This is a genomic window from Phycisphaerae bacterium, from assembly GCA_041652575.1.
GTDB lineage: Bacteria > Planctomycetota > Phycisphaerae > Sedimentisphaerales > UBA12454 > UBA12454.
The window spans coordinates 14,576-37,286 of sequence record JBAZHC010000014.1; the positions used below are offsets into that span (position 1 = coordinate 14,576).

General features: G+C 45.4%; 20 protein-coding genes and 1 tRNA gene. 8 read left to right on the forward strand and 13 right to left on the reverse strand.

The window, feature by feature from the left end; translation table 11 throughout:
• Nucleotides 1-11: 11 nt before the first annotated feature.
• The 5 genes from clpX to WC496_10170 form a co-directional block, all read right to left on the reverse strand.
• Nucleotides 12-1,283 carry an ATP-dependent Clp protease ATP-binding subunit ClpX gene (gene clpX, locus WC496_10150; GenBank protein MFA5293382.1) on the reverse strand — a complete coding sequence of 424 codons (1,272 nt, stop codon included), beginning with the start codon at nucleotides 1,281-1,283 and terminating at the stop codon, nucleotides 12-14.
• A gap of 134 nt (nucleotides 1,284-1,417) precedes the next feature.
• Nucleotides 1,418-1,963, reverse strand: coding sequence for a 2-oxoacid:acceptor oxidoreductase family protein (locus WC496_10155; protein MFA5293383.1), 546 nt, complete (start codon nucleotides 1,961-1,963; stop codon nucleotides 1,418-1,420).
• 1 nt (nucleotide 1,964) lies between these two features.
• Nucleotides 1,965-2,702 (reverse strand): thiamine pyrophosphate-dependent enzyme, encoded by a 738-nt coding sequence (locus WC496_10160; GenBank protein ID MFA5293384.1) that lies wholly within the window; start codon nucleotides 2,700-2,702, stop codon nucleotides 1,965-1,967.
• Entirely contained in the window at nucleotides 2,699-3,808 is a 1,110-nt protein-coding gene (gene vorB / locus WC496_10165; GenBank protein MFA5293385.1) for a 3-methyl-2-oxobutanoate dehydrogenase subunit VorB, read from the reverse strand. The genes WC496_10160 and vorB overlap by 4 nt, the downstream gene beginning before the upstream one ends.
• 6 nt (nucleotides 3,809-3,814) lie before the next feature.
• Complete coding sequence (locus WC496_10170) at nucleotides 3,815-4,036, reverse strand: 4Fe-4S binding protein (GenBank protein MFA5293386.1); 222 nt, start codon at nucleotides 4,034-4,036, stop codon at nucleotides 3,815-3,817.
• A 155-nt stretch (nucleotides 4,037-4,191) separates the two neighbouring features.
• Between WC496_10170 and WC496_10175 the strand changes: the two genes are divergently transcribed.
• Nucleotides 4,192-4,262, forward strand: a tRNA-Ala gene (locus WC496_10175).
• 132 nt (nucleotides 4,263-4,394) lie between these two features.
• On the opposite strand, the gene WC496_10180 is transcribed toward WC496_10175, so the two are convergent.
• The 5 genes from WC496_10180 to WC496_10200 all read right to left on the reverse strand — a co-directional run bounded on the left by WC496_10180 (nucleotide 4,395) and on the right by WC496_10200 (nucleotide 9,443).
• The gene (locus WC496_10180) at nucleotides 4,395-4,907 is read right to left on the reverse strand and encodes a nitroreductase family protein (GenBank protein ID MFA5293387.1); all 513 of its coding nucleotides are present in this window, start codon (nucleotides 4,905-4,907) and stop codon (nucleotides 4,395-4,397) included.
• Between the two features lie 74 nt (nucleotides 4,908-4,981).
• Nucleotides 4,982-5,305, reverse strand: coding sequence for a zf-TFIIB domain-containing protein (locus WC496_10185; GenBank protein MFA5293388.1), 324 nt, complete (start codon nucleotides 5,303-5,305; stop codon nucleotides 4,982-4,984).
• Between the two features lie 197 nt (nucleotides 5,306-5,502).
• Entirely contained in the window at nucleotides 5,503-6,381 is an 879-nt protein-coding gene (locus tag WC496_10190) for a hypothetical protein (GenBank protein MFA5293389.1), read from the reverse strand.
• A gap of 80 nt (nucleotides 6,382-6,461) precedes the next feature.
• Nucleotides 6,462-8,969: a sugar-binding domain-containing protein gene (locus WC496_10195; GenBank protein ID MFA5293390.1), complete on the reverse strand. Its 2,508-nt coding sequence runs from the start codon at nucleotides 8,967-8,969 to the stop codon at nucleotides 6,462-6,464.
• A 66-nt stretch (nucleotides 8,970-9,035) separates the two neighbouring features.
• Nucleotides 9,036-9,443: an MgtC/SapB family protein gene (locus WC496_10200; GenBank protein ID MFA5293391.1), complete on the reverse strand. Its 408-nt coding sequence runs from the start codon at nucleotides 9,441-9,443 to the stop codon at nucleotides 9,036-9,038.
• A gap of 257 nt (nucleotides 9,444-9,700) precedes the next feature.
• Between WC496_10200 and WC496_10205 the strand changes: the two genes are divergently transcribed.
• The 4 genes from WC496_10205 to alr are packed head-to-tail and all read left to right on the forward strand — an operon-like array spanning nucleotide 9,701 to nucleotide 15,650.
• Complete coding sequence (locus WC496_10205; GenBank protein ID MFA5293392.1) at nucleotides 9,701-10,888, forward strand: pyridoxal phosphate-dependent aminotransferase; 1,188 nt, start codon at nucleotides 9,701-9,703, stop codon at nucleotides 10,886-10,888.
• Nucleotides 10,873-13,776, forward strand: a complete 2,904-nt coding sequence (locus WC496_10210; GenBank protein MFA5293393.1) for a hypothetical protein — start codon at nucleotides 10,873-10,875, stop codon at nucleotides 13,774-13,776. Before WC496_10205 ends, WC496_10210 begins: the two co-directional genes overlap by 16 nt.
• 15 nt (nucleotides 13,777-13,791) lie before the next feature.
• Entirely contained in the window at nucleotides 13,792-14,502 is a 711-nt protein-coding gene (locus WC496_10215) for a glycosyltransferase family 2 protein (GenBank protein ID MFA5293394.1), read from the forward strand.
• Nucleotides 14,502-15,650, forward strand: a complete 1,149-nt coding sequence (gene alr, locus WC496_10220) for an alanine racemase (protein ID MFA5293395.1) — start codon at nucleotides 14,502-14,504, stop codon at nucleotides 15,648-15,650. Before WC496_10215 ends, alr begins: the two co-directional genes overlap by 1 nt.
• Here alr and WC496_10225 read toward each other — a convergent pair.
• Nucleotides 15,633-16,091, reverse strand: coding sequence for an NUDIX hydrolase (locus tag WC496_10225; protein MFA5293396.1), 459 nt, complete (start codon nucleotides 16,089-16,091; stop codon nucleotides 15,633-15,635). The two genes, alr and WC496_10225, sit on opposite strands and share 18 nt — an antisense overlap.
• A gap of 96 nt (nucleotides 16,092-16,187) precedes the next feature.
• Here WC496_10225 and WC496_10230 point away from each other — a divergent pair, with 96 nt between their 5' ends.
• From WC496_10230 to WC496_10240, 3 genes are all read left to right on the forward strand, one after another.
• Nucleotides 16,188-17,057, forward strand: a complete 870-nt coding sequence (locus WC496_10230) for a lipopolysaccharide kinase InaA family protein (protein MFA5293397.1) — start codon at nucleotides 16,188-16,190, stop codon at nucleotides 17,055-17,057.
• Nucleotides 17,054-18,091 (forward strand): lipopolysaccharide heptosyltransferase II, encoded by a 1,038-nt coding sequence (waaF, locus tag WC496_10235; GenBank protein ID MFA5293398.1) that lies wholly within the window; start codon nucleotides 17,054-17,056, stop codon nucleotides 18,089-18,091. Before WC496_10230 ends, waaF begins: the two co-directional genes overlap by 4 nt.
• A 75-nt stretch (nucleotides 18,092-18,166) precedes the next feature.
• On the forward strand, nucleotides 18,167-18,709 hold the full coding sequence (locus WC496_10240) for a DUF2062 domain-containing protein (GenBank protein MFA5293399.1): 543 nt from the start codon (nucleotides 18,167-18,169) through the stop codon (nucleotides 18,707-18,709).
• An 83-nt stretch (nucleotides 18,710-18,792) separates the two neighbouring features.
• On the opposite strand, the gene WC496_10245 is transcribed toward WC496_10240, so the two are convergent.
• Nucleotides 18,793-19,212 (reverse strand): DUF2007 domain-containing protein, encoded by a 420-nt coding sequence (locus tag WC496_10245; GenBank protein ID MFA5293400.1) that lies wholly within the window; start codon nucleotides 19,210-19,212, stop codon nucleotides 18,793-18,795.
• A gap of 513 nt (nucleotides 19,213-19,725) precedes the next feature.
• A complete protein-coding gene (gene ileS / locus WC496_10250) occupies nucleotides 19,726-22,569 on the reverse strand; it encodes an isoleucine--tRNA ligase (GenBank protein ID MFA5293401.1) in 2,844 nt (947 codons plus the stop codon).
• Nucleotides 22,570-22,711 lie beyond the last annotated feature (142 nt).

Sequence of the window (22,711 nt, forward strand, 5' to 3'; positions counted from 1 at the left end):
TGTGCAAGTACTTACGCCGATTCCTTTCTCGCCGTTTTTGCAGAGTCGAACAGGTCGGCTTTGCCGTCAACAACATCCTTTGTAACAACGTATTTTCCCGGCTTTGGTTCTTCCGGCAGCCGGTACATCAGGTCTATCATCAGCTCCTCTGTCAATGCTCTCAGCGCCCTTGCGCCGGTATCACGTTTCATTGCTTTGCGGGCCATCATCCGTAAAGCGTCGTCTGTAAACTCAAGTTCAGCCTGTTCGAGTTTAAAAAATTCCTTGTACTGTTTTATGAGGGCGTTTTTAGGCTTTGTCAGAATATCGACAAGCGCAGCCTCATTGAGCGATTCGAGAGCGGTAATTACCGGCACTCTGCCTACGAACTCGGGAATCATTCCGTACTCGATAATATCTTCCGGCACGACCTGTTCGAGTATATTGGAGTATTCGGCCCTGGAGTCCTGTGTCTTTTGTTTTTCGGAACCAAAGCCTATCATTTTTCTGCCGAGCCGTTTTTTGATAATATTTTCCAGTCCTGTAAACGTTCCGCCGCATATAAAAAGAATGTGTGTCGTATCAAGCTGGATATATTGCTGTTCGGGATGCTTTCTGCCGCCCTGGGGCGGAATATTTGCGATGGTGCCTTCGAGCATCTTTAAAAGGGCCTGCTGAACGCCTTCGCCCGATACGTCGCGGGTGATGGAAACATTCTGGCTGGTCTTTCCGATTTTGTCTATTTCGTCGATATAAACTATGCCGCGCTGAGCGGATTCGAGGTCGTAATCGGCGCTCTGCAGCAGTCTCAGCAGAAAATTCTCCACGTCCTCGCCGACATATCCGGCTTCGGTAACCGTTGTAGCGTCGCAGATTGCGAAGGGCACATTAAGCTCTCTTGCCAGAGTCTTTGCAAGCAGGGTCTTTCCCGAACCTGTCGGACCGACCAGCAGGACATTCGATTTGTCGATTTCGACTTCGTTTGATTCTCTGTCGGTATGAACGAGCCTTTTGTAATGGTTATGGACGGCGACGGATAGAATTTTTTTCGTTTTTTCCTGACCGATGACATACTGGTCGAGAAATTCTTTTATCTGCCTTGGTTTCGGCACCTCTTCGAGCAGAAAACCGGACGGCCTCAGACGCCTTTTTTCCTGCCTGACGATGTTATAACAAAGCTCAACGCATTCCGGGCATATATAGACGCCGCCGGGTCCTTCCACGAAGGCGTCAACCTGTTTTTTGCTTCTGCCGCAAAAACTGCACGTTTCCTTGTTTTTTGGAGTATCTGTTCCTTTTGCCATCAAATCACCATACTTTCTATAAACTGCCTTATTTTAGCAGATTAACAGGTATTATACAAGCATAGACAGGAAAATGGAATTTTGTATTTTGCCGATTTGGCTCATAGAACTGGCGATTCATCCGAACAAAATCCCTATACCAATTCATAGCCTGCGTGGAAGGCGCTTTCGTTGATGTAATACAGCCCCTTTTTGCCCTTGTAAAACGCACGTTTCATCCCGTTTACAACCGAGGCCGGCTCGAGAATGTGGGTCTTTTTTATCATCGCTCCGAGCAATATAATGTTGGCCACCTTGATATTGCCCATTCTTATCGCGAAATTGGTCGCGTCAACGCCGACAATCTCATGGCTGGTTTTCGCAACCTTGCCCATATCAATCAGCGATGAATTTACAATCACCGGCGAGCCCGGCTGGATAGTATCTATATATTTTATGAACGATGGGGCGTTCATAATTATCGCGAGATTAGGATTTTCGATAATGGGCGAATCAATCTCATGGTCTGAAATGGAGATAAGAGCTTTGGCCGTTCCGCCGCGAACTTCGGCGCCGTAAGAAGCCATCGCGCAGACATTTTTGCCGGCATCGATACAGGCGTAAGCAAGTACATTACCGACCAGAATAACACCCTGACCGCCAAATCCCGCTATTAACATATTAATTTCGGTATTTGCCATGCTATTCCACGTTCTTATAAACTCCCAGCGGGAAGTAGTTGATCATTTGCTCTTCGATAAACTGGATGGCCTCGACCGGCGAAACTTTCCAGCCGACAGGGCACATCGAAAGTATTTCGACCATTGAAAAACCTATGCCGTTGAGCTGGTTCTGAAATACTTTTCTTATCGCGGCCTTTGTCTTGTTTATATTTCTAACGGAATTTATGCTTGTTCGTTCGAGATACTTGGTCTCTTCGAGCGTCGCGAGCAGTTCGCATACTCTTATCGGTTTGCCCATTCCCTTAATCGTTCTGCCGGAAGGGCTGGTAGTGGTTTTTTGCCCGATGAGCGTCGTCGGCGCCATTTGTCCGCCTGTCATTCCATAGGTGGCGTTATTAACGAATATAACCGACATATTTTCGCCGCGGTTGGCCGCGTGTATTATCTCTGCCATGCCGATAGCGGCCAAATCGCCGTCTCCCTGATAAATCAGAACGAATTTATCGGGATGCACACGTTTTATAGCTGTTCCGACGGCAGGGGCTCTGCCGTGCGCACATTCTACAACATCGCAGAAAATATAATCGTACAGCACAACCGCGCAGCCGACAGGGGCGGTGAGAATCATCTTTTCTCTTATGCCGAGTTCGTCGATAGCTTCGCCGATGAGCCGAAGTATAATTCCGTGTCCGCATCCGGGGCAGTACTTGGTGGACTCCGTCGTAATCGATTTTGGCTGTGCTTTTATTATATTCATAATTTTTTGGCTATCTCGCTGATTTCTGCGTAAACTCCGTCAGGCGTTGGATTCCATCCGCCGCCCATGCCGTAAAACAGGATGTCCTTTTTCGTCACGACATCCATAAGCGTAAGCAGCACATCTTCGAGCATCTGGCCCATACTCATTTCGATAACGAGGAATTTAACGCCTTTATTTTTCTGTGCGACCTCAACAAGCTCCGCTTCCGGCCACGGCCAAAGTGTTTTCGGCCTGAACAATCCGATTTTCAAACCGTTATCGTTATGTTTTTTTATGGCGGATTTAGCGATTCGGCTGGTAGCTCCGTAAGCTATAACGATAATGTCGGCGTTGTCGCAATTATATGTTTCGCACCAGCGGAGTTCGGATTTGATTTTGTTATACTTTTTTTCCAGATTTCTATTGTGCATTTCCAGACCGTTCGGCGGATTGAGATACAGCGTCCTGACGACATTCGGCTTTCTGCCCGCGCAGCCGGTAAGTGCCCAGTTTTTAGTCGGCAGTTTGTCGAACATCGGCTTATAAGGATGCATATCGAACGGTTCGACGAGCTGACCGATAATGCCGTCGCTCTGTATGAATACCGGCATCCTGTAATAGTCGGCAAGATCGAATGCGTTCATTGTCATATCGTAACATTCCTGCAGGCAATTCGGCGCCAGCACGATACATCGATAATCGCCGTGTCCGCCGCCGCGGGTGGATTGGAAATAATCGGCCTGCGACGCTTCGATATTGCCCAGGCCCGGCCCGCCGCGAACAACGTTTACGATTACGCAGGGCAGTTCGGCTCCTGCGATATAACTTATGCCTTCCTGTTTGAGACTGATTCCCGGCGACGAGGATGAAGTCATAACTCTTGCCCCGGCGGCAGAGGCGCCGAAGACCATATTTATCGCCGCGACTTCGCTTTCGGCCTGGAGAAAGATTAGATTTTCCTCTTCCATTCTTCTCGAGAGATATTCCGGCGTTTCGGTCTGTGGAGTGATTGGGTACGCGAAATAGCAGAGGCAGCCAGCTTTGATTGCGGCTTCGCCTACGGCCTCATTGCCTTTCATCAATACTCGTTTGGTTTCCAACCCTGTATTTTTATCTTCAGCCATTTCAGCCTATCTTGCAGAACCTGTGGTCTCAACTATGGTAAAGCAGCAGTCGGGACAAATGATATAGCATGCCCCGCATCCGTTGCACAGTTCGAGGTTAACTTCGACGTAATTGTAGCCTTTTTTATTGCTTATTCCGCTTTTTCGTATCGCCCCGACAGGGCACATTGCGATACACATATCGCAGCCCTTGCATTTTTCCGGATTTATCTGTGCTTTTTTAGCCATATATTTTTTACTGCCTGAAATTCAAATCTACATTACCACAAGAGGGGACAGTTTGCAACAAAACTTAAGATGTTGACTACAAAGAAGTTATCTTGATTATAATATTATTGACTTTCGATGTGAGAATAAGTATCCTCTGAAAATTGTTTTGTCCCGGGGATGTGGTGTAACGGGAGCACACCGCGGTCGCATCGCGGAAATAAGGGTTCGATTCCCTTCATCTCCATTCGACTCGCCATTCGCAAAGCGAATGGCTCGCTCGTGGCAGGTCGAAAAACAAGGCCATAGGGGGGATAAAAAATCTATTGCTTAAATTTTTTATTCTGTTTCCTGTGTTCTGAATTCTGTATTCTATTTTTTATAACTGCCATTTTTCATAGCAGACCATCTTTTCGATATTTTCTCTCGGCCTGCGTGCCTCTTTTTCAGCGGAATAGCCTATCGGCATAAGCTCTACAATTTCGATGTTCCGGGGAATATCGAGAATTTTCCTTATCTTTTCCGGATAAAACGATCCAATCCAGCAGGTAGCCAGTCCTTCGGCTGTCGCCGCCAGCGCTATATGTTCCATCGCGATAGCTATATCTATCGGCGCTATTTTTTCGCCGCATCGCATAACATGCTCGCTGTTGCTGCATCCTATGATTATCGCCGGTGCTGTCGAGATGAACATCTGTTCGTTGGCGGCAACGGCAATTTCTTTGCGTTTCTTTTCGTCGGTTACAATAATGAATCGCCAGTCCTGCAGGTTCTTCGCCGATGGTGCGAGCCTTGCGGCCTCAAGGATTCTGTCGAGCTTTTCCTTCTCGACGGGCTTTGAACTGTAACTTCGGCACGAAAATCTCTTTTTTATCGCTTCGTATAAATCCATATTTTTCACCCCTGTATATATTTTGTCTTATTATAACCGAACGGTTTTTGGCGTCAAGAAGTTTGGTAATTTGGCTAAATGAAATGTTTCAGCAATCCAAACCATGGGAATAAAAGTTCTATAAACTCGTCAGAAGTTTTATTGATTTTATCTTCAAGTTCCTGTCTTTCTTTATATAATTCAATCTGCGCAATAGCCAGTTTCTCCCGCTGCTGCGGGGTGAGTTTTTCTTCAAATTTTACTTCAACAGGAATTTTGGGAAGATGCTGATATTCGCTGTCGTCGAACCAGACAATATGACATTTCGGACAAACATCGAGATACGCGGTGTTTTCACCGGTCGAAAGAGGAATTTCGCTCATCGGCGAAACACAGGAAGGGCAATTTCGCTTTTGCATAAAATCGCCGGACAAAGTTCTTTGCCATAATTTGTTGACTACCGGTCTGGGGATTATCTTGCGAATAACCTCGACTGTAATTGCCCGGCCCCTGCAGGACGGACAAATCCAAAAAATGCCAAATCTGCTTCGTACCCTTTTTAAAACTGTTTTACAATTTGGACAGTTAAACATTAAACATCTCTGTAAAAGAACTCTTATTTTGCAGGATAAATGCCTTTCCTGGCTATGTGCCTCGTTGCTAACGCGTCAAAACCATGCAGGGTAAATATGATAATCAATGCGCCGATTATATAACCAGCCAGTGTTGCCGGTTCCTCTCCCGCTCGTGGCGCAAAAAAACTAATCCAAACGAACAACATAAATAATATCTCGAATGCAGCGATTGTTTTATGCTGGCCGAGATAAAAATCACCCAGTCCCGGAAATATAAACGACAGCCATATAGCCTTGGCTGGCGATTTAAAGTTTTTATCGCAGGCCTGGCATTTTTCAGGAAATCCTTCTACTTTTACAAAGCAGTGCGGGCAGAGATTTTCTACCATTGCGCTGTTTGCCCCGACGGCATCGGGACTTGTCCGAAGAAAATCTATTACGCCTTTTACAACTTTTCTGTCGTCTTTCGGTATATGAGAAAAAACGCTTGTTTTACCGTTTTTGAATTTTATCTTACAGTTTCCTGCAAGCGTGCTCCTGACTTCTTCTATGGCTGAATATTCGATTTGCGCCCTTAGCGATTTAGGTTCGTTGCGTGAACTTATTTGCATTATGATTATACGCTGCGTCGTGCAGATAAAGGCCCTGCGGTTGATGTAGTACATCAAATTGCCCAGAAAAAAGGATTCGACAAACGACGACTCGACGCCGGAAGTCAAAAAACAGACCGTTTCGTCCTCGTATAACATAGCCTCAATCTGGTTGTGTATTTTTTTCAGCAGTTTGAATTTTTTCTTCGATAATGATTTTGCCTTCCAGCCGTCAGCGGAAAATAATTTATCATAAAAGTATGGCGTGTTGTGCTTTTTGATGTTCAGCAAATCCTCGAATTTTTTTGCGGAATCAATTTCCGTGCTCATTTGGTTCCTTTCCAAAGGTTAATAGAAGGATTTTGCCTCTTAATTACGTAAAGTCCGGAGCATTTGCCTCCGGAACATAATTATCGCACCTTTGTGAAAATTGAGTTTACAGAAATAACCTTTATTTTGCCGCCAATATCATTAACAGGCGTATTAGTTTTTATTATTATGCTTTTCGGTTTATTATTTAACAAATCGAAATAGTTATCGTTTAAATCCGCGTCAAAATCGCAATCTATATAAAGGTCTTTGGCTAATTTACCGCTCTTTAGTGTAAGTTTCCAGTTAAGTTCGTCGAGCCTTTCTGCTTTTGTCTCGACATTACAGGCAGGAAAATCGAAATACTTGTCAGGCACATAAAAGAAACTGTTTTCAGAAATAACCTCTGTATCATTTTGCAGCAGGATATGCAAAAAAGAATTTTTATTGTTTTTGGGCGTTGCAAAAGACTGCGGCAATAAAACTTTCTCGACACTGCCGGGCCCGACAGACACCGGCCTTTTGAATTCATCAATTATCTCGAAATTCGTATCAACAATCCTGCACAAAAGCAGGGCGGTAATCGGCGAAACCGAATGATTGACAACTGAAGCGGTTATCGAATCGATAGTTCCGGAAGACTCCTGCCGCTGAGCCGATGCCGTAACAATGACAGGGGTATGAAATCTGCGGGTATAATAATAGAGAGCCTTTTTCCCGCCGGCATAGTCGAGACACGACCAGCTTATGGCGGGGCAACTGTCGTTGAACTGCCAGAATATGACTCCTGAATTGATGTCTGAGTTTGTCCGCAGATGTTCGACGTTTTTACGAATTGCACGGGCCTGAGTGATCTGCGACAGATAAATAAATTCATCAATATTTGCCGGAGCACGGAAAAGTTCGTTGATATAATAATGCAGCCGTCCGGCCCCGTTTGGCTGATAATCGTGCTTTTCAAGATGCCAATCCGCTGTATGCGTCTTTTTGCTGCCAAGCAGACTCCATATCATTTTTTTACAGGGAAGTGATTGAAAACCAAACTCGGACACAAAACTGGGTATTTGAGTCAAATAATCATCCGTAGGTTTAAGTCCCGACCAGATATTCCACTGATGGACGGTGCCGACAGACGGATCGTTCGGATTTTTAGCCGGCCCCAGCGGCGTTGAGGAAATATAATCGCGGTCAGGGTCGAGTTCATGAACAAGAGGCGGCAGAATTTTATGATAAATATTTTTGCCGTAGAATTTCTTGCTTTTACCCATACCGCCAAAGGAATGTATCCAGTCGATTTCGTTGTTGCCGCACCATAGCGCCAGTGATGGATGGTTCCGCAGCCGGACAATATTCTGCGTTGCCTCTTTTTTTATCATCTCTGTAAACCATGTTCTGTCCGGATAGTAGGCGCAGGCAAACATAAAATCCTGCCAGACGAGTATTCCGAGTCTGTCGCAGAGATTGTAAAAAGTTTCTGTTTCGTATACTCCGCCTCCCCAGACGCGAAGCATATTTATATTGGCGTCGACGACAGCGGTAAGAAGTTTCTCGTAATCTTCCGCTTTCGCAGAGCCTATGTAAAGCGAAGGCGGTATCCAGTCGGCGCCTTTTGCATAAACAGGCTGATTATTGACTTCAAACTGAAAACTCTGCCCATGCTCGTCCGGAGTTTGATTTAATTTCACCATCCTTATACCAAAATTTTTCGATGCCGAATCGACCCGCTCGTTGCCGCTATGCAGTTCCGCATTCAGCTTATATAAAGGCTGCGAGCCATAAGGCCTCGGCCACCAGAGCTGCGGCTGTACGATTTTTATCACCGCCGAGGCCTGCAGATGGTTCTTGCTGAAATTAAGGCTTGCCGTCGCGGCGGTTTTGCCGGCAGGGTTGGTAATTGAAAGATTGCAAGTCATCGTCTGCTGTGAAAAATTCTCTACCTGTACGGAGATTTTAATATCGGCATTGGATTTGTCGCAGTCGATGGTTGTAACATGCACATCGCCGATGCTGCCTGCTTTGAAGGCTTCGAGCCGGACAGGCTGCCAGATTCCACAGCCGGGCATTCGCGGCGCCCAGTCCCAGCCGAACTGGCACTGAGCCTTTCTTGCATAGGTTCTCTGAGGCAAAGAGCACGAATCCCTGCTCAAAAGTCCGAAACGGTTCATCAGCCGGTTGCCTTCTTCTGCCGCCGAGTCAAATTTAACCAGTAGCTCGTTATTTTTTTCTTTAATCAGTGAAGTAACATCGAATCGCCATTTACAGAACATATTATCGGTTTTGCCGATAATTTTTCCATTCATCCATATCTGTCCGAACGTATCGAGTCCGTCGAAGACCAGTTCGATTTTCTCGTTTTTCTGAAAATTCGCCGGCAGACTGAAATTTTTTCTATATATCCACGATTCGAGACTCATCGGGAAGAATTCTTCGGGGTTGCGGGTCAGCCTGTTGCCATCGATAACTTTCGCTTCGACCAGATTGGTATATATGGAAGATGGAACCGTACAATTGAGCCAGTTGCCCTCGTCAAGGTCTCTCATCCTGCGGGCGGAAACCGGGTACTGTTTAAATTGCCATGTGCCTGTTAAATCAAGAATTTCTTTTGCCATAGATCCAAAATTCTAACAGCAAATGGAATTTATTAAAGTAAAAAACAATGATTGTTTTTGTGCAAGTCATTTGCCTATTTTCTTTTCGACAGGCGAAAGCAGCATCAGTGCAATCAGGGTCAAAATCGTAGCGGCAAACGCCAGGGGATACATTTTCGCACCGCAGGCCATTCCGATACTTGCGACAATCCATATCCCGGCGGCGGTTGTAAGGCCGTGAATGCTGGCGCCGCTCTGAATTATCGCGCCGGCGCCTAAAAAGCCGATACCTGTTACGATTTGCGCCGCTATTCTGCCCGGCTCAGAGCCAGCAAGCTTTGTAGAGATAATCGTAAAAACACAGGAACCAAGACATATAAGGATATTTGTACGAAGCCCGGCTGGTTTGTCGCGTAACTGTCTTTCGAGTCCTACCGCTCCTCCGAGAATGACCGCAGTCAAAAGCGGAACAACGTCAAGCCAATTTATTTCCATGTTTAAGTCCCTCAAGATTAAAGACATATTGTAATAAAAATCCCCCCGTAAACAAGTATTTATCTTTAATTTAAGGGGTGTTAAAATTCTTGACCGTTAAGCTCTTTTCTGTTTTAATGTCTGGTCAGATAAGATTTTAATGAAATGGGATATAAAATGAATCCCGTTAGACCTTGTTGGTCTCGTATATGCACTTTAAAATATAAAGATGACATATGTTTTATACCGTTTTACTCTATGAAAGGAGGTCTAACGGGATGAAAGTCAGTAAAAGGGCACAGTCCGTACCGCCTTCAGCAACTATGGCGGTGGACACAAAAGCAAAAGAACTCAAAGCCAAAGGCGTTGACGTAGTGGGCTTTGGCGCCGGCGAGCCGGACTTTGACACGCCGCAGTATATCAAGGACGCCGCAATCGCTGCTATTAAGGCGGGCAAGACAAAATACACGGCTACGCCCGGCATTCCGGAACTGCGAAAAGCAATAGCTGAAAAACTTCTTAAGGAAAATAACCTTAAATATACGCCCGAACAGATTATCGTAAACATCGGAGCGAAGCATTCAGTTTACGAATCTATGCAGGCGGTACTCGATGACGGCGATGAGGTTATTGTGCCGACTCCATACTGGGTTACATACCCGGAAACAATAAAGCTCGCAGGGGCGGTAATGAAGGTTGTTCAGACGGACCCGAAAAACGATTATAAGATTACACCGCAGCAGGTAAAAAATGCGATAACGCCGAAAACCGCGATGCTGCTTATGAACAGTCCGAACAATCCCGGCGGCTTTACTTATACCCCCGACGAGTTAAAGGCCATAGCCAAAGTCCTCGAAGGCACAAATATTATGGTGCTTAGCGATGAGATTTATGAGCATCTGGTTTACGGCAGTACAAAATTTATCAGCTTCGCGGCATTGAGCGATGACGCCTATAAACGGACAATCACGATAAACGGTTTCAGCAAGGCTTACGCGATGACCGGCTGGCGGCTCGGATATGTAGCCGGACCTCTTGAAGTGGTAAAGGCAATGAGCAGACTTCAGGGGCATATGACACAAAATCCTGTAAGTTTTGTGCAGGCAGGCGGTCTGGTCGCTTTTAGCGATCCTAATAATGATGTTGAGAAGATGAGGCTCGAATTTGAAAAACGGGCTAAATATATGGCTGACAGACTAAACGCCATCGAGGGCGTTAAATGTCCTCAGCCGACAGGTGCGTTTTACTGCTTCCCGGACGTTTCTGCTCATTTCGGCAGGACAATCGGCGGAGTAAAGATACAAAACAGTATGGACTTTGCCGCTGCACTTCTCGAGCAGGCCAATGTCGCACTTGTACCGGGCGGGCCGTTCGGATGTAATAATAATGTCCGGCTGAGTTTCGCAACGTCTATGGAACTGATAACAAAGGGAGTTGACAGGCTGGAAAAATGGCTCAAGAGTTAATAACGGATAAAAAACCGGCGTTAAGCGGACTGATGATGCTAATTTTCTGGTGGGCGATGGTTCTTTTCGCTCTTCAGGCTTCGACTCACATGGTTGGTGCGGGCGATACCTGGGTCGCTATGGCCTGCGGAAGGCACTTCATAAATCACGGCGTTAATACCGTTGAACCTTTCAGCGCCAATTCGCACAAGCCCGGCCCGACAGCAGAGGAAGTAAAAACATGGCCGAAATGGGCACAGTGGATTACCGATAAAGTCGGACTCGATACCGTAAAATACTGGCATCCGACAGGATGGGTAAATCAAAACTGGCTGACCCATGTTTTCTTTTACTGGGTGACGCACGATTCGCCTGTTGCCGATGCTGAAACATTTGACAAGCCCATCGAAGGTCAGAAAATCACCTATGACAGTCTGGTTTACTGGAAATATGCGCTGTATATCATAACAGTCATAGTGGTTTACTATACCGGCAGGGCGTTGGGTGTAAATCCGGCTCTTTCGGCGACCTTTGCCTGTTTTGCATTATTTATCGGAAGAACATTTTTTGATATTCGGCCGGCGGGGTTCTCGAATATGCTTACCGCTGTTCTGCTGTTCATATTTGTTTTGGCTGTATATAAAAGTTATCTCTATATCTGGCTGATTGTACCGCTGACGGTTCTGTGGTGTAATCTGCACGGCGGGTTTGTATATGTCTTTGTCGTACTTGTGCCGTTTATTGGTCTTCATCTGCTGACATTGCTGCCGAAAAAAATATCTTTATGCGTATATTACTCACTCGGCTGGCTGTTTTTATATGCCCTTGCATTAAAATTTCTTGGACACGAAACTATCAAAACTTATTTGACGATAAAAATCTCTCCACTTAACGATGTATTGTTATTTTTCATCCTGGAGATGATTGTGTTAAGCATATTATCGACATTTATAAAAGATATTAAACTATTTATCTTTTATGCAATAATACCTTTGACTGTTTTTATAAGTGTACATGATCTTACTTTAGCATTTCTCGGGTATGAACATGCTGATTTTTTCAGCTCAGCAGGAGAAGTGCTTTTATTCATTTCTGGGATAAGTTTGCTAAGCATAGTATTGATATTTTCAAAAAACAAGCCAATTATTTTTTACATTCTTACATCATTACTTATTTTTATCGCCTTATGCGGAAGGTTTTTCCCGCAGGGCATAGAACGCTTTGTAAGATACGACCCTGTTTTCAGGGAATATATCAGGGACGGCAGGCAGACATTTTTTGTGGTCTTTATCGGCTTTGCGGTTATAGCGATGCTGCTGGGCGCTTTTAAGGAAAGATTAAAAAATATAACTGTCAGGGGATGGTGGCATACTGTTGCAGCGGCGGTTGTCGCCTTTGTTGCGATGATAATTTTCAATCCTTTTCATCTGACGAACCTGACGCATACTTTTGTCGCTACCGTAGGCGACAATGCTAAAACATGGAAGACTGTCAACGAATGGCATCCTGCTTTTGAATGGGGCAACCCGGTAGGCGATGAGATACCGTTTCTCGTTATGTATATAATTGCCTGGGTGCTGCTTGCGTTCTGGATGGTTTGTCTGCTGCTGAAACCCCGTGTCATTATTAAAAAAGGCAAAGCTCCGGCGGCTGAATTGCCCGACAATCAGCAATATGACTGGCCAATGATAGATTTGCCTATGATGTTTATCGCATCTCTTACGATATATATGGCCATAGGTTCCCGCCGGTTTATTCCGGTCGCGGCAATTGCGGCTTGTCCGTTTATTGCGATGTTTATCGATGCCGGAATTAAAATGATTGCGGCGACGGTGAATTTAAGGAAAACTGGCAGGGCGGTATTGAGTCCTTTTCCAATGGCGATGCAGAGATATTTTGCCGCTGCCGCCTTTGCGGTAGTTTTATTTCTTACTGTATGGTGGGGATATTGGTACAAGACTATTTATCTTGACCCCTGGCCGGACAGTCATTACCTGACCAGTGTTTTTATGAGGATGAGCGCTTCTTATGCAAAGCCTTTCAGAGCCTGTCAGTTCGTAAGGGACAACAAACTTAAGGGAACCGTTTTTAACTACTGGACCGAAGGCGGTTTTATCGCCTATGGTCAGATTCCAGACCCCAACACAGGTAAAACGCCTCTCCGGCTTTATATGGACGGCCGCGCTCAGGCTGCGTATAACACTGCCACTTATCATCGCTGGATGTATATAATGGGCGGCGGAGACCCGGTAAGAGCTGTGGAAAGGGCAGGCAGAAATTTTACCCAATCGGACTACGAAGCTATCGGAGACTGGATTGATAAACAGTTTCAAAAGGAAAATGTATGGGTTGTCTTTATGCCTTCTGCCCAGTTTGATTCTGTTTTCATCAGAGGTCTTGCTGTTAATCCGTCATGGCGGCCGGTGTTTATGGATGATGAACAACGCCTCTATGTCGACATAAAAACAGAACAGGGACTTAAGCTTTACACCGGCATTTTCAACGGCAATACGAAATTTCCTGACAAGTTCTCCAGACTTTTTACGGTTGGATACAATTTACTGCGATTACAGGGCGAAAATGATGTTAATAATACCTGTGAGCTTATTATACAGGCTCTTATGGATAGACCTTCTCCGGCCGCTGTTATTGAACTGTTGCAGGCTGCTGCCAGATATCCCCAGCTTCGCAGCAGGACAACAGAAGTCTTTAACCGGTACTTCGAGGATTTCATCGAAAAGAAACAAACATATATGAAACAGGATGGCTTCCGGGACAGGCTCGTAACGATGATGATGATCGGCGATTATCTTAAGAGGATAAATCCGGCATCGACCGAAAAATATGAGAAATATTATGCGGAATTTGTTAACGAGCAGATACGTATTGGCAAGACCTCTCGCTGGTAATTTTCAGGAACTTACATGGATGCAAGTCGCGTTACGTCGTTATCTGTTTTTTTCCCGTGTTTCAACGAACAGGAGAATGTTGAAAAGACTGTAAAGTCCGCATCGGATGTCCTGTCGCCTTTAAAAATAGATTATGAGATTATTATTGTAAATGACGGCAGCAGGGATAAAACCGGTCAAATCGCCGACAGGCTGGCGGCGGAAAATAAAAACGTAAAAGTTGTTCATCATCAGACAAATCTCGGTTACGGCGCAGCGCTTCAGAGCGGTTTTAAGGCCGCGGCCAAAGAATATGTCTTTTATACGGACGGCGACGGGCAATTCGATATCAAAGAACTGCCTTCGTTATTCAAATATACCGCTGATTACGATATCGTAAGCGGTTACCGTATCAGGAGGCAGGACAACCTGATAAGGAAAATAAACGCTTTTTGCTGGACGACGCTTGTCTGTATATTATTTAAAATGAAAATAAAAGACATAGACGGCGCTTTCAAGCTTTACAAACGCAGTATATTCGACGATATAAAAATGAAAAGCACCGGCGCACTGATAAATACGGAAATTTTCGCCCGGGCGAAAAACAAAGGATATAAAATAACCCAGATCGGCGTGCACCATTATCCGAGAACTGCCGGAACGCAAACCGGTGCGAAACTAAGTGTTATACTAAGAGCATTCAGGGAACTTTTCGTTCTCTACAAGCAGATTAAAGAAGATAAATAATGCAATTTCAAACAAGCAGCCAGTTCGTCAGATACGACCAGAAAGTCCATATCTATTCACAGGCGTTATTGAATAACCTTAAAGCCGTCAGGGGCGCGTGCAGGCCCGAAACGAAATTATGCGCCGTCATCAAGGCCAACGGATACGGACACGGCATCAGGGATATTGTGAATATCCTTAAAAAGGGGAATGTCGATTTCTTTGCGGTCGCCAATGTTTACGAAGCGGCTTTTATCGCCGATACTGTCGAACAGATAAAAATTCTCATACTTGAGCCTGTTCATACCGCCTACAGCAGCGAGGCCATTCAGCTATGCGCCAGGAAGGGATTCCACTGTGCCGTTGTCGATACTGAAACGCTGCGATTCGTTCAGGATTGCCTGAAAACCACGTCGGATGTATTGAACGTTCATATAAAAGTCGAAACCGGCATGGGACGCTGCGGAATAGATGCCGAAAAAGCGGATGAATTGATTAAGCAAATCAGGTCTTTTCCGAATGTTAAACTTGCAGGCGTATATACTCATTTTTCCACGGCCGCAGAGAAAAATCTTTCTTATGCCGAGCAGCAGCTTGAAAAATTCAGGAAATTTCTGTCCGGCCAATCCCTGCTTGCCTGTAAAGATGTTATTATTCACGCCGCCAACAGTGCCGCCATGCTAAATATGCCCGAGGCGCATTTCGATATGGTCCGCTGCGGAATAGCGATTTTCGGCTGGGTGGAACATCCGGATCTGCTCAAAATAAAACTTACCCCCGCGATGAAATTTGAGATACCGATAGTCCAGCTTAACCATTACAAAAAAGACCAGACCGTCGGCTACGGCAGAACGTTCACCGCCTGGCGGGATACAATCGGGGCGATTGTGCCGATAGGCTACGCCGATAATTACTGGCGGCTGTATTCGAACAATGCCGTTATGAAGGTCGGCGATAATTTTGCTCAGGTCATCGGCAGGGTAAGTATGGATAAAACCATAATTGATGTTACCGATATTCCCAATGTCGCGGTCGGTCAATATGTAACCGTCATCGACAACGACCCCAAGAGTATGTGCAGCGTATATAGATTAGCTGAAATGGCAGATACGATATGTCACGAAGTTTTGACTTCGCTCCCCGCAAGGGCGTTAAGAATTATTCACTAAGTCTTTAAGCTTTTTTATCGCTAAAGCAGCAACATCCTTATGGTCGAATGCCATATTTTCCGGCAGGGCGTCAATCTCGAACCATTTCGCTTCGGCAGCGTCATCTCCGCCTTTGATTTCCGTCTTTTTAGTTGTGCCGATAAACGCGACAGTAATATTTCTGCCTCGCGGGTCTCTGCCGCATCTGCCGAAAGTGTAAAACTGCTCAAGTTTGACTCCCGTTAGCCCTGTTTCCTCGGCAAGCTCTCTTGCGACAGCGATTTCAAGCTCCTCGTCCATCTCCACAAAGCCGCCCGGAAATGCCCACTGACCCTTAAACGGCTCATTGCCCCGTTTTATCAGCAGTACTTTGGGTTTGCTGCCGCTTACGTCGAAGACTATGGCATCGACCGTAACCATCGGTCTGGGCCAGTCGTAAATATATTTTCCCTTTTCAGCCATATTCGAATATTAACAAACCGGACGGAAAAAATACAAACAAAAAGCCCTTTGATAATAATCGATATTCGATTAAAATACCGCTCAATGAATCCTTGTATGATACCGATAATCGTAAAATTGAAACTGGCCGCCGGCTGGAAGGGCGTTGCCCTTGAGCAATGGTCCGACTTTGCCTTCGACCCGGAGAAATTAACTCAAAAGCCAGACACGATATTCAAATCGGAAAACGGCAATGTTACCGCCTTAAAGCAAATCGAAATCAAAGGCAAAAAGATTTTCTTCGTCGTCAAAAAAAACGTCAGGCGCACCGGCATAAGGGCTCTCGGCGATTTACTCAGGGCGCCGAAATCGTTAAGAAATTTCTATCTTGCCGTGATACTGAAACAAAAGAACATCGAGGTCGCCGAACCGGTGGCCGCTTTATGGCATCGAAAATATGGAAGCATTTATATAACCGAATATATTCAAAACAGTTTGAATCTTTATGATATTGCGTTTGGCAAAGATAAGGAAATTATTAAAAACTTCTCCGCGAGAAAAACTGTTATAAGGCAGGTCGCCCAGGTACTTGCGAAACTGAATAAATCTAATTTCTGGCACAGGGACCCGAAAGCCGGTAATTTTATCATATATAAAGACGGCGGTATTTACAGGGTTAAGCTTATCGACCTTGACGGCATAAAACAGGACTCCGCCGGCCGCCGAGAAAATCATATAAAAACCATTTCTAAACTTGCCGAGAGCCTGATTCGTTTCAAAGCGGTCAATTTTGCTGACTTGTACAGGGGCTTTTTGATTTACTGTAATACGATGGGTATAGATGATACAGAGACAAGAGAACTTTTCCGTAAAGTGGCAAAAATAACTGTCGCCGCAAGGCTTTTAACGATAATTTCAGATTCATATAAACTTAAGATTCTTATATATCTCTGTGTCCTCTGTGAACTCTGTGGCAAAATTAAATGACTGAACAGATTAAAAAAATACTCATAATAAAACCAAGCGCGCTGGGCGATATTGTTATGGCGATGCCCGCGGCCTGCTGCCTGGCCGAAAATTTCCCTGATGCGCAGATACATTGGTTTGTCAGGCCGGAATATTCGTCAATCCTTGAAAATCATCCGTGTGTCCATAAAACTGTAATTTTCGACCGCAAAAAATTAGGCAAATGGTGGTACAAACCGGCCGCTTTTGCCGAACTTGTCAGGCTGATAAGGCAGTTAAGAAAAGAAAAATACGATATTGTTTTCGATTTTCAGGGCAGGTTCAGAAGCGCGATTTTCGCGTGGTTCAGCGGCTGTAAAAAAAGAATCGGTATGACCCCGACGCAGGAAATCACCGGTCTGTTTTATACCAGCCGAATAGCACAGCCACAAAGTTCGCCTCACGTTGTCGATTATTTTCTCGATATGGTCTTCAGTGTGGGCGTGAAAAAAAGCAAAGTTCATTTTGACTTAAAACCCCAGCCGCAGGCAATAGCTGAAATACAAAAAATCATGGCCGAGCATCGGGTCAATAAAGATAATTATGTTATATTTGTGCCCGGAGCTACGGTTGAAACGAAAAAATGGCCGATAGAGAACTTCGCCGCTCTTGCCGATAATGTTCATAAAAAATATCAGTGTGGCATTGCCGCCGTTGGCGTTGAGGCCGAACGCCAAACCGCCGAAAAACTTCAGGAACTGACAGATGTTTCTGTGGTCAATCTTGCCGGCAAAACGAATATAAGCCGGCTTATTGCTCTTCTGGCCGGTGCCAAAATAGTTGTCAGCAATGATACCGGCCCTGCGCATATAGCCGCGGCATTGGGCGTGCCTATGGTTTTGATTTTCGGCTTTACCAATCCAGCCAGAGTCGGCCCTTACGGCCGGCCGCAAACCGTCGCCGCGATTGACCCCGACAAAAGAGGCAGTGATGTCGAAAGTACCAATCCGGCTCACGATATAAAAAATGTAACGGTCGAAACTGTTTTCGAACTAATCTGCGGACAATTGGGGTAATCATATTAATGTCCATTAAATATTTATATCTCTGTGTCCTCTGTGAACTCTGTGGCTAAAAATAAAAATATCTCTGTGGCAAAAAAAAGAAAACATCCGATGCTGCGTTATCTTGAGTATAAGATTTTGCACATAGACGATTCGCCCGCCAAAATCGCTCTCGGTCTTGCCCTTGGTTTGTTTGTCGCATGGACGCCTCTGCTCGGATTGCATATTCTGATAGTTATCGCTTTGGCAATCCTTTTCCGCGCCAATAAATTCGTGGCCATCACGAGTGTCTGGGTTTCCAATGTCTTTACTTTTGCGATTATCTATTATCCCGCCTATCTCGTCGGCAGGGCCGTATGCGGCATTTTCCCTAATTACAGGCAGTCGGGCGGTCAGCAGGTTTCGACATCTTTTAATCAGCTCTTTGCTCCGATGAATATGATTTCTGGTTTTTACACAAAAGCGTACTGGTTGCAATTTTGGGTTCTTCTTAAAAAAATTGGACCGGAATTATGGATTGGCTGTTTCCTTGTCGGTGGTATGACCGCTGTTATCTCTTATATAATCTGCTATAAACTTATCATGAGTCATCGCGCAAAAAGCCCCCATCGAAGATACAGACATTATTAAGCGGCAACGCCGATTAGTCCGCCTCGAAGCGAAGCGTATATCCCGATGCATCGGGGCTCAATTAAAAATTAAAAACTAAAAATTCAAAACTTTTTTTCCTGTTTCCATTTATGCCCGCAGTTTTTGCAGGTATATTTTTTAACAGGAAAACTTAACGGCACCCGGAAAAGCACCAGGAACGACAGTAAAAACGCCCAGCGGGAATAATGTTCATAACTGACATTGGTACTTTTGCATATCGGGCAGATTATATCGTATTCCTTGTCTTCGTTTGATATTTCCGGCTTGTGTATATTCGCAAGAATTTCCATTGCCTTTTCTTTATCGGATTCTTTTATGCACAGCTCCACTCCGCCTACCGCGGGTGAATATAAGCCGTAAGTGGCGACAAAATTATCGCCGCCGAGAAAGCATTTAATCTCTTCCGATTCGAGAGCTATCTTTGCGATTTCCGCCTGCAGATAATCGTCATACCTCGCAATTTTTATTATCTTGTCGTCCATACTGTTAAATTATACCTCTATTATAAAAATATTCCACCAATAATCATTCACAACGTATCAGAGCCCCAAGCGTTAGCGCGGGGTAATTCATAATTGGTTAGCCCTGCCATCACGATGGCAGGGTTCGTTGCGAGGAGTGAAACGACGAAGCAATCTTATTTACCCCCAACTTGGAGTTTACCCTCGCGAATGCGGGGGGCGTGATTTCCTTGACCAATTCCCCACTCTCTAAAACTCCCAATGCAAAAATCTTAAGTGTCTATACTCGTATGCAGTATACTGCATACGAGTATAGTGGGAAAAAATAAGAACTTCAAAGAAGTTGATATTATTGCTTTAAAGCCTGAGCTCTACCTGCCCAGCCGAACTTTCTCGTCCTTCCGTCCCTTGCCCTGCATAGCATGTAGTGCGACGTAGGGTTAACGAAGGAGGAAGCGAAGGCGGGTGGCTAAAATGATTCGTGCGTATTCGTGTTTATTAGTGGTTTAAATTCGTGCCTTAGTGCCTTTGTGGCTATATTTGCTTCACGACCTCGCCACAGCGACTGCACAGCTCCGGCTGTTCCGCGTCTTTGCCAACGCTTGGCCAATAGTTCCAGCATCTTGCGCATTTTTGATGCGGGCTCTTCTCGGCACTAATGGGCTTTTCACTCTTTTCTTTATTAAGTTTTATCTCGCTGACGATGCAAAGGGCCGCAAAGTTTTTAACGCCGAACTGTTCGACTATACCGATTAACTCGCCGTCGTCTGTGGATATTATTACAGACGATTCCTGGTTACTTGCGATGGCCTGTTTCTGGCGAAGTCCCTCAAGTTCTTTTAATACTTCATCGCGCAGAGACATCAGTTTTTCCCATTTATGTTCTTCTTTCTGCCAGTCGATTGACTTATCGACTTTCGGCATACTCAAAAGATGAACGCTTTCTGCCTTTTCGCTTTTCACGCCTATAGACTCATATATCTCTTCAGCCGTATGAGCCAGAACCGGAGCAAGCAGTCTCGCGAGGGCGTCGAGTATGGAATACATCGCTGTTTGAGCGCTTCGGCGTGAAGGTGAATCTTTCCCGTCGCAGTAAAGTCTGTCTTTAAGCAAATCCATATAAATACTGCTCATTTCGATTGAGCAGAAATTGTAAACGAGCGTATAGACTTTATGGAACAGGAAATTTTCATAAGCCGATGTAACTTCGCCGATAAGTTTTTGTAACTGCTGCACGGCCCATCGGTCAATCTCGAACATTTTATCGTAAGAAACGCTGTTTGTCGCGGGGTCGAAATCGGAGATATTGCCCAGCAGATAGCGTATGGTATTTCTGATTTTCCGGTATGCGTCCTGCAGTCTTGCGATAAGCGTATCGCTGCATCGCATATCTTCCTGATAATTTACACTTGAGACCCAGAGCCTGAGAATATCTGAGCCGTATTTTGTGATTTCTTCCTGAGCGTTGACGTAGTTGCCCAGCGACTTGGATTGTTTCCTGCCTTCCGCATCGACAGTAAATCCGTGCGTCAGTACCGTTTTGAAAGGTTCCATACCTGTCACGCCCAGGGCAGGCAGGAGTGAAAGCTGGAACCAGCCTCTGTGTTGGTCTGAGCCTTCCAGATATAAATCGACCGGCACCGGCCAGCCCGCCTGTTTTGCTACACTGAACCACGAACAGCCTGATTCGAACCAGACGTCGAAGATATTTTCTTCTTTTTGCAGGTCCTCGAAGCCAAAGCCTGCCGGCAGTTTAAAGTCTTCGCCGAGTATTTCCTTTGGCGAATCTATGAACCAGCTATCGGAGCCTTTTTGTCGGATATGTGCAGAAACTGCCAGTACGGATTCTTTTGTTAAAAGAGTTTTTCCCTCTGAATTATAAAATACCGGTATCGGCATTCCCCAGCATCTTTGCCGTGAAATACACCAATCAGGCCTGGATTCGAGCATTCCGGTAATCCGTTTTTCGCCCCAGCTCGGTATCCATTTTACTTTTGGAATTCTCTCCAGTGCCAGCTGCCTCAGATTTTTCCCATCCGGCATCGGCCTATCCACCGAAATAAACCATTGATCCGTAGCCCGAAAAATGACTGGCATTCTGCTGCGCCAGCAGTGCGGATATGAATGGGTGATTTGGCCCTCGGAGAAAAGCAGGCCTTTGGTTTTCAGGCACTCATTTACTTCCTTGTCAACCTTTAAGACATTCTTTCCACAGAGCCAGGCCGGAACCGTATCATCATAACAGCCGTCATCCATAACCGGCGAATAAACCGCCAGTTTATTCTGTTGGCCGGCGACATAATCTTCAACACCATGGCCGGGAGCGGTATGAACAAGACCTGTACCGTCCTCTGTCGTTACGAAATTGGCGCTGATTACAAGATAAGCGTCCTTATCTGTCGGGTTCTTCTCGACAAAAGGATGCTGATACCTCAAACCAACCAAATCACTGCCCTTTACCGTCTTCTCGCTGGCAGTGTAATTTTCAAGTTTACCGACCGCGACAACCGCCTCAAGCCGAGCCTGCGCAATAATCGACGTAAATTTCCTGCCATTCTGAAAATAACTAACCGCCTTATAGTCAAGGTCAGGATTGGCAGCAATCGCAAGATTAGCGGCCAATGTCCACGGCGTAGTCGTCCATATCATAAAACAAACATCGCCGCCATCTCCTCCGGCAAGGCCGAGAGATTTCAATTTATCTATAGAATCTTTCGTCGCAGGGAAATTAACAAAGATGCTCGGCGAGGTAATATCCTCATACTCCAGCTCTGCATCGGCAAGCGCCGTCTGACAGCCGACACTCCAATGAATCGGCTTGAGCTGTTTATAGACGAGGCCTTTGCCCACAAGCTCGGCAAAGACTTCGCAGATGCCCGCTTCGTATTGCGGCTTGAGAGTCAGATACGGATTTTCAAAATCGCCGAATATGCCGAGGTCCTTAAACTGCTTCGATTGCAGTTTTACATATTTGCTCGCGTATTGCTTGCAGAGCTTTCTGATTTCGAGCTTGCTCATCGTTTTGGCTTTTTCGCCAAGCTCGGTAAAAACCTTCGCCTCGATAGGCAGGCCGTGACAGTCCCAGCCGGGCACGTAAGGAGCCTTGAAGCCGGACATCGTTTTGTATTTGATAACGATGTCTTTTAAGACCTTGTTTATAACGTGGCCCATGTGAATATCGCCGTTGGCGTAAGGGGGTCCATCGTGGAGAGTATATTGAGGCGAATCGGCCTTTGAATCGAGAATCTTTTTGTAGATTTCCATCTTGTCCCATGCTTTTCGCTGGGCCGGCTCGCGCTGGGTCAGATTGGCCTTCATCGCAAAGTTCGTCTTAGGCAGATTTAACGTCTTACTGTAGTTTTTCTTGTCTTCAGTCATTATTTTAAGTCCCTGATAAAGCAAAACATAATAGTTTCTATTTTATTGCCTGTCAAGTGGTTATGGAAAATAGCCACAAAGTCACCAAGACACGAATTAACACTGTATTTCACCACAGAGAACACAGAGAACACCCCCGCAG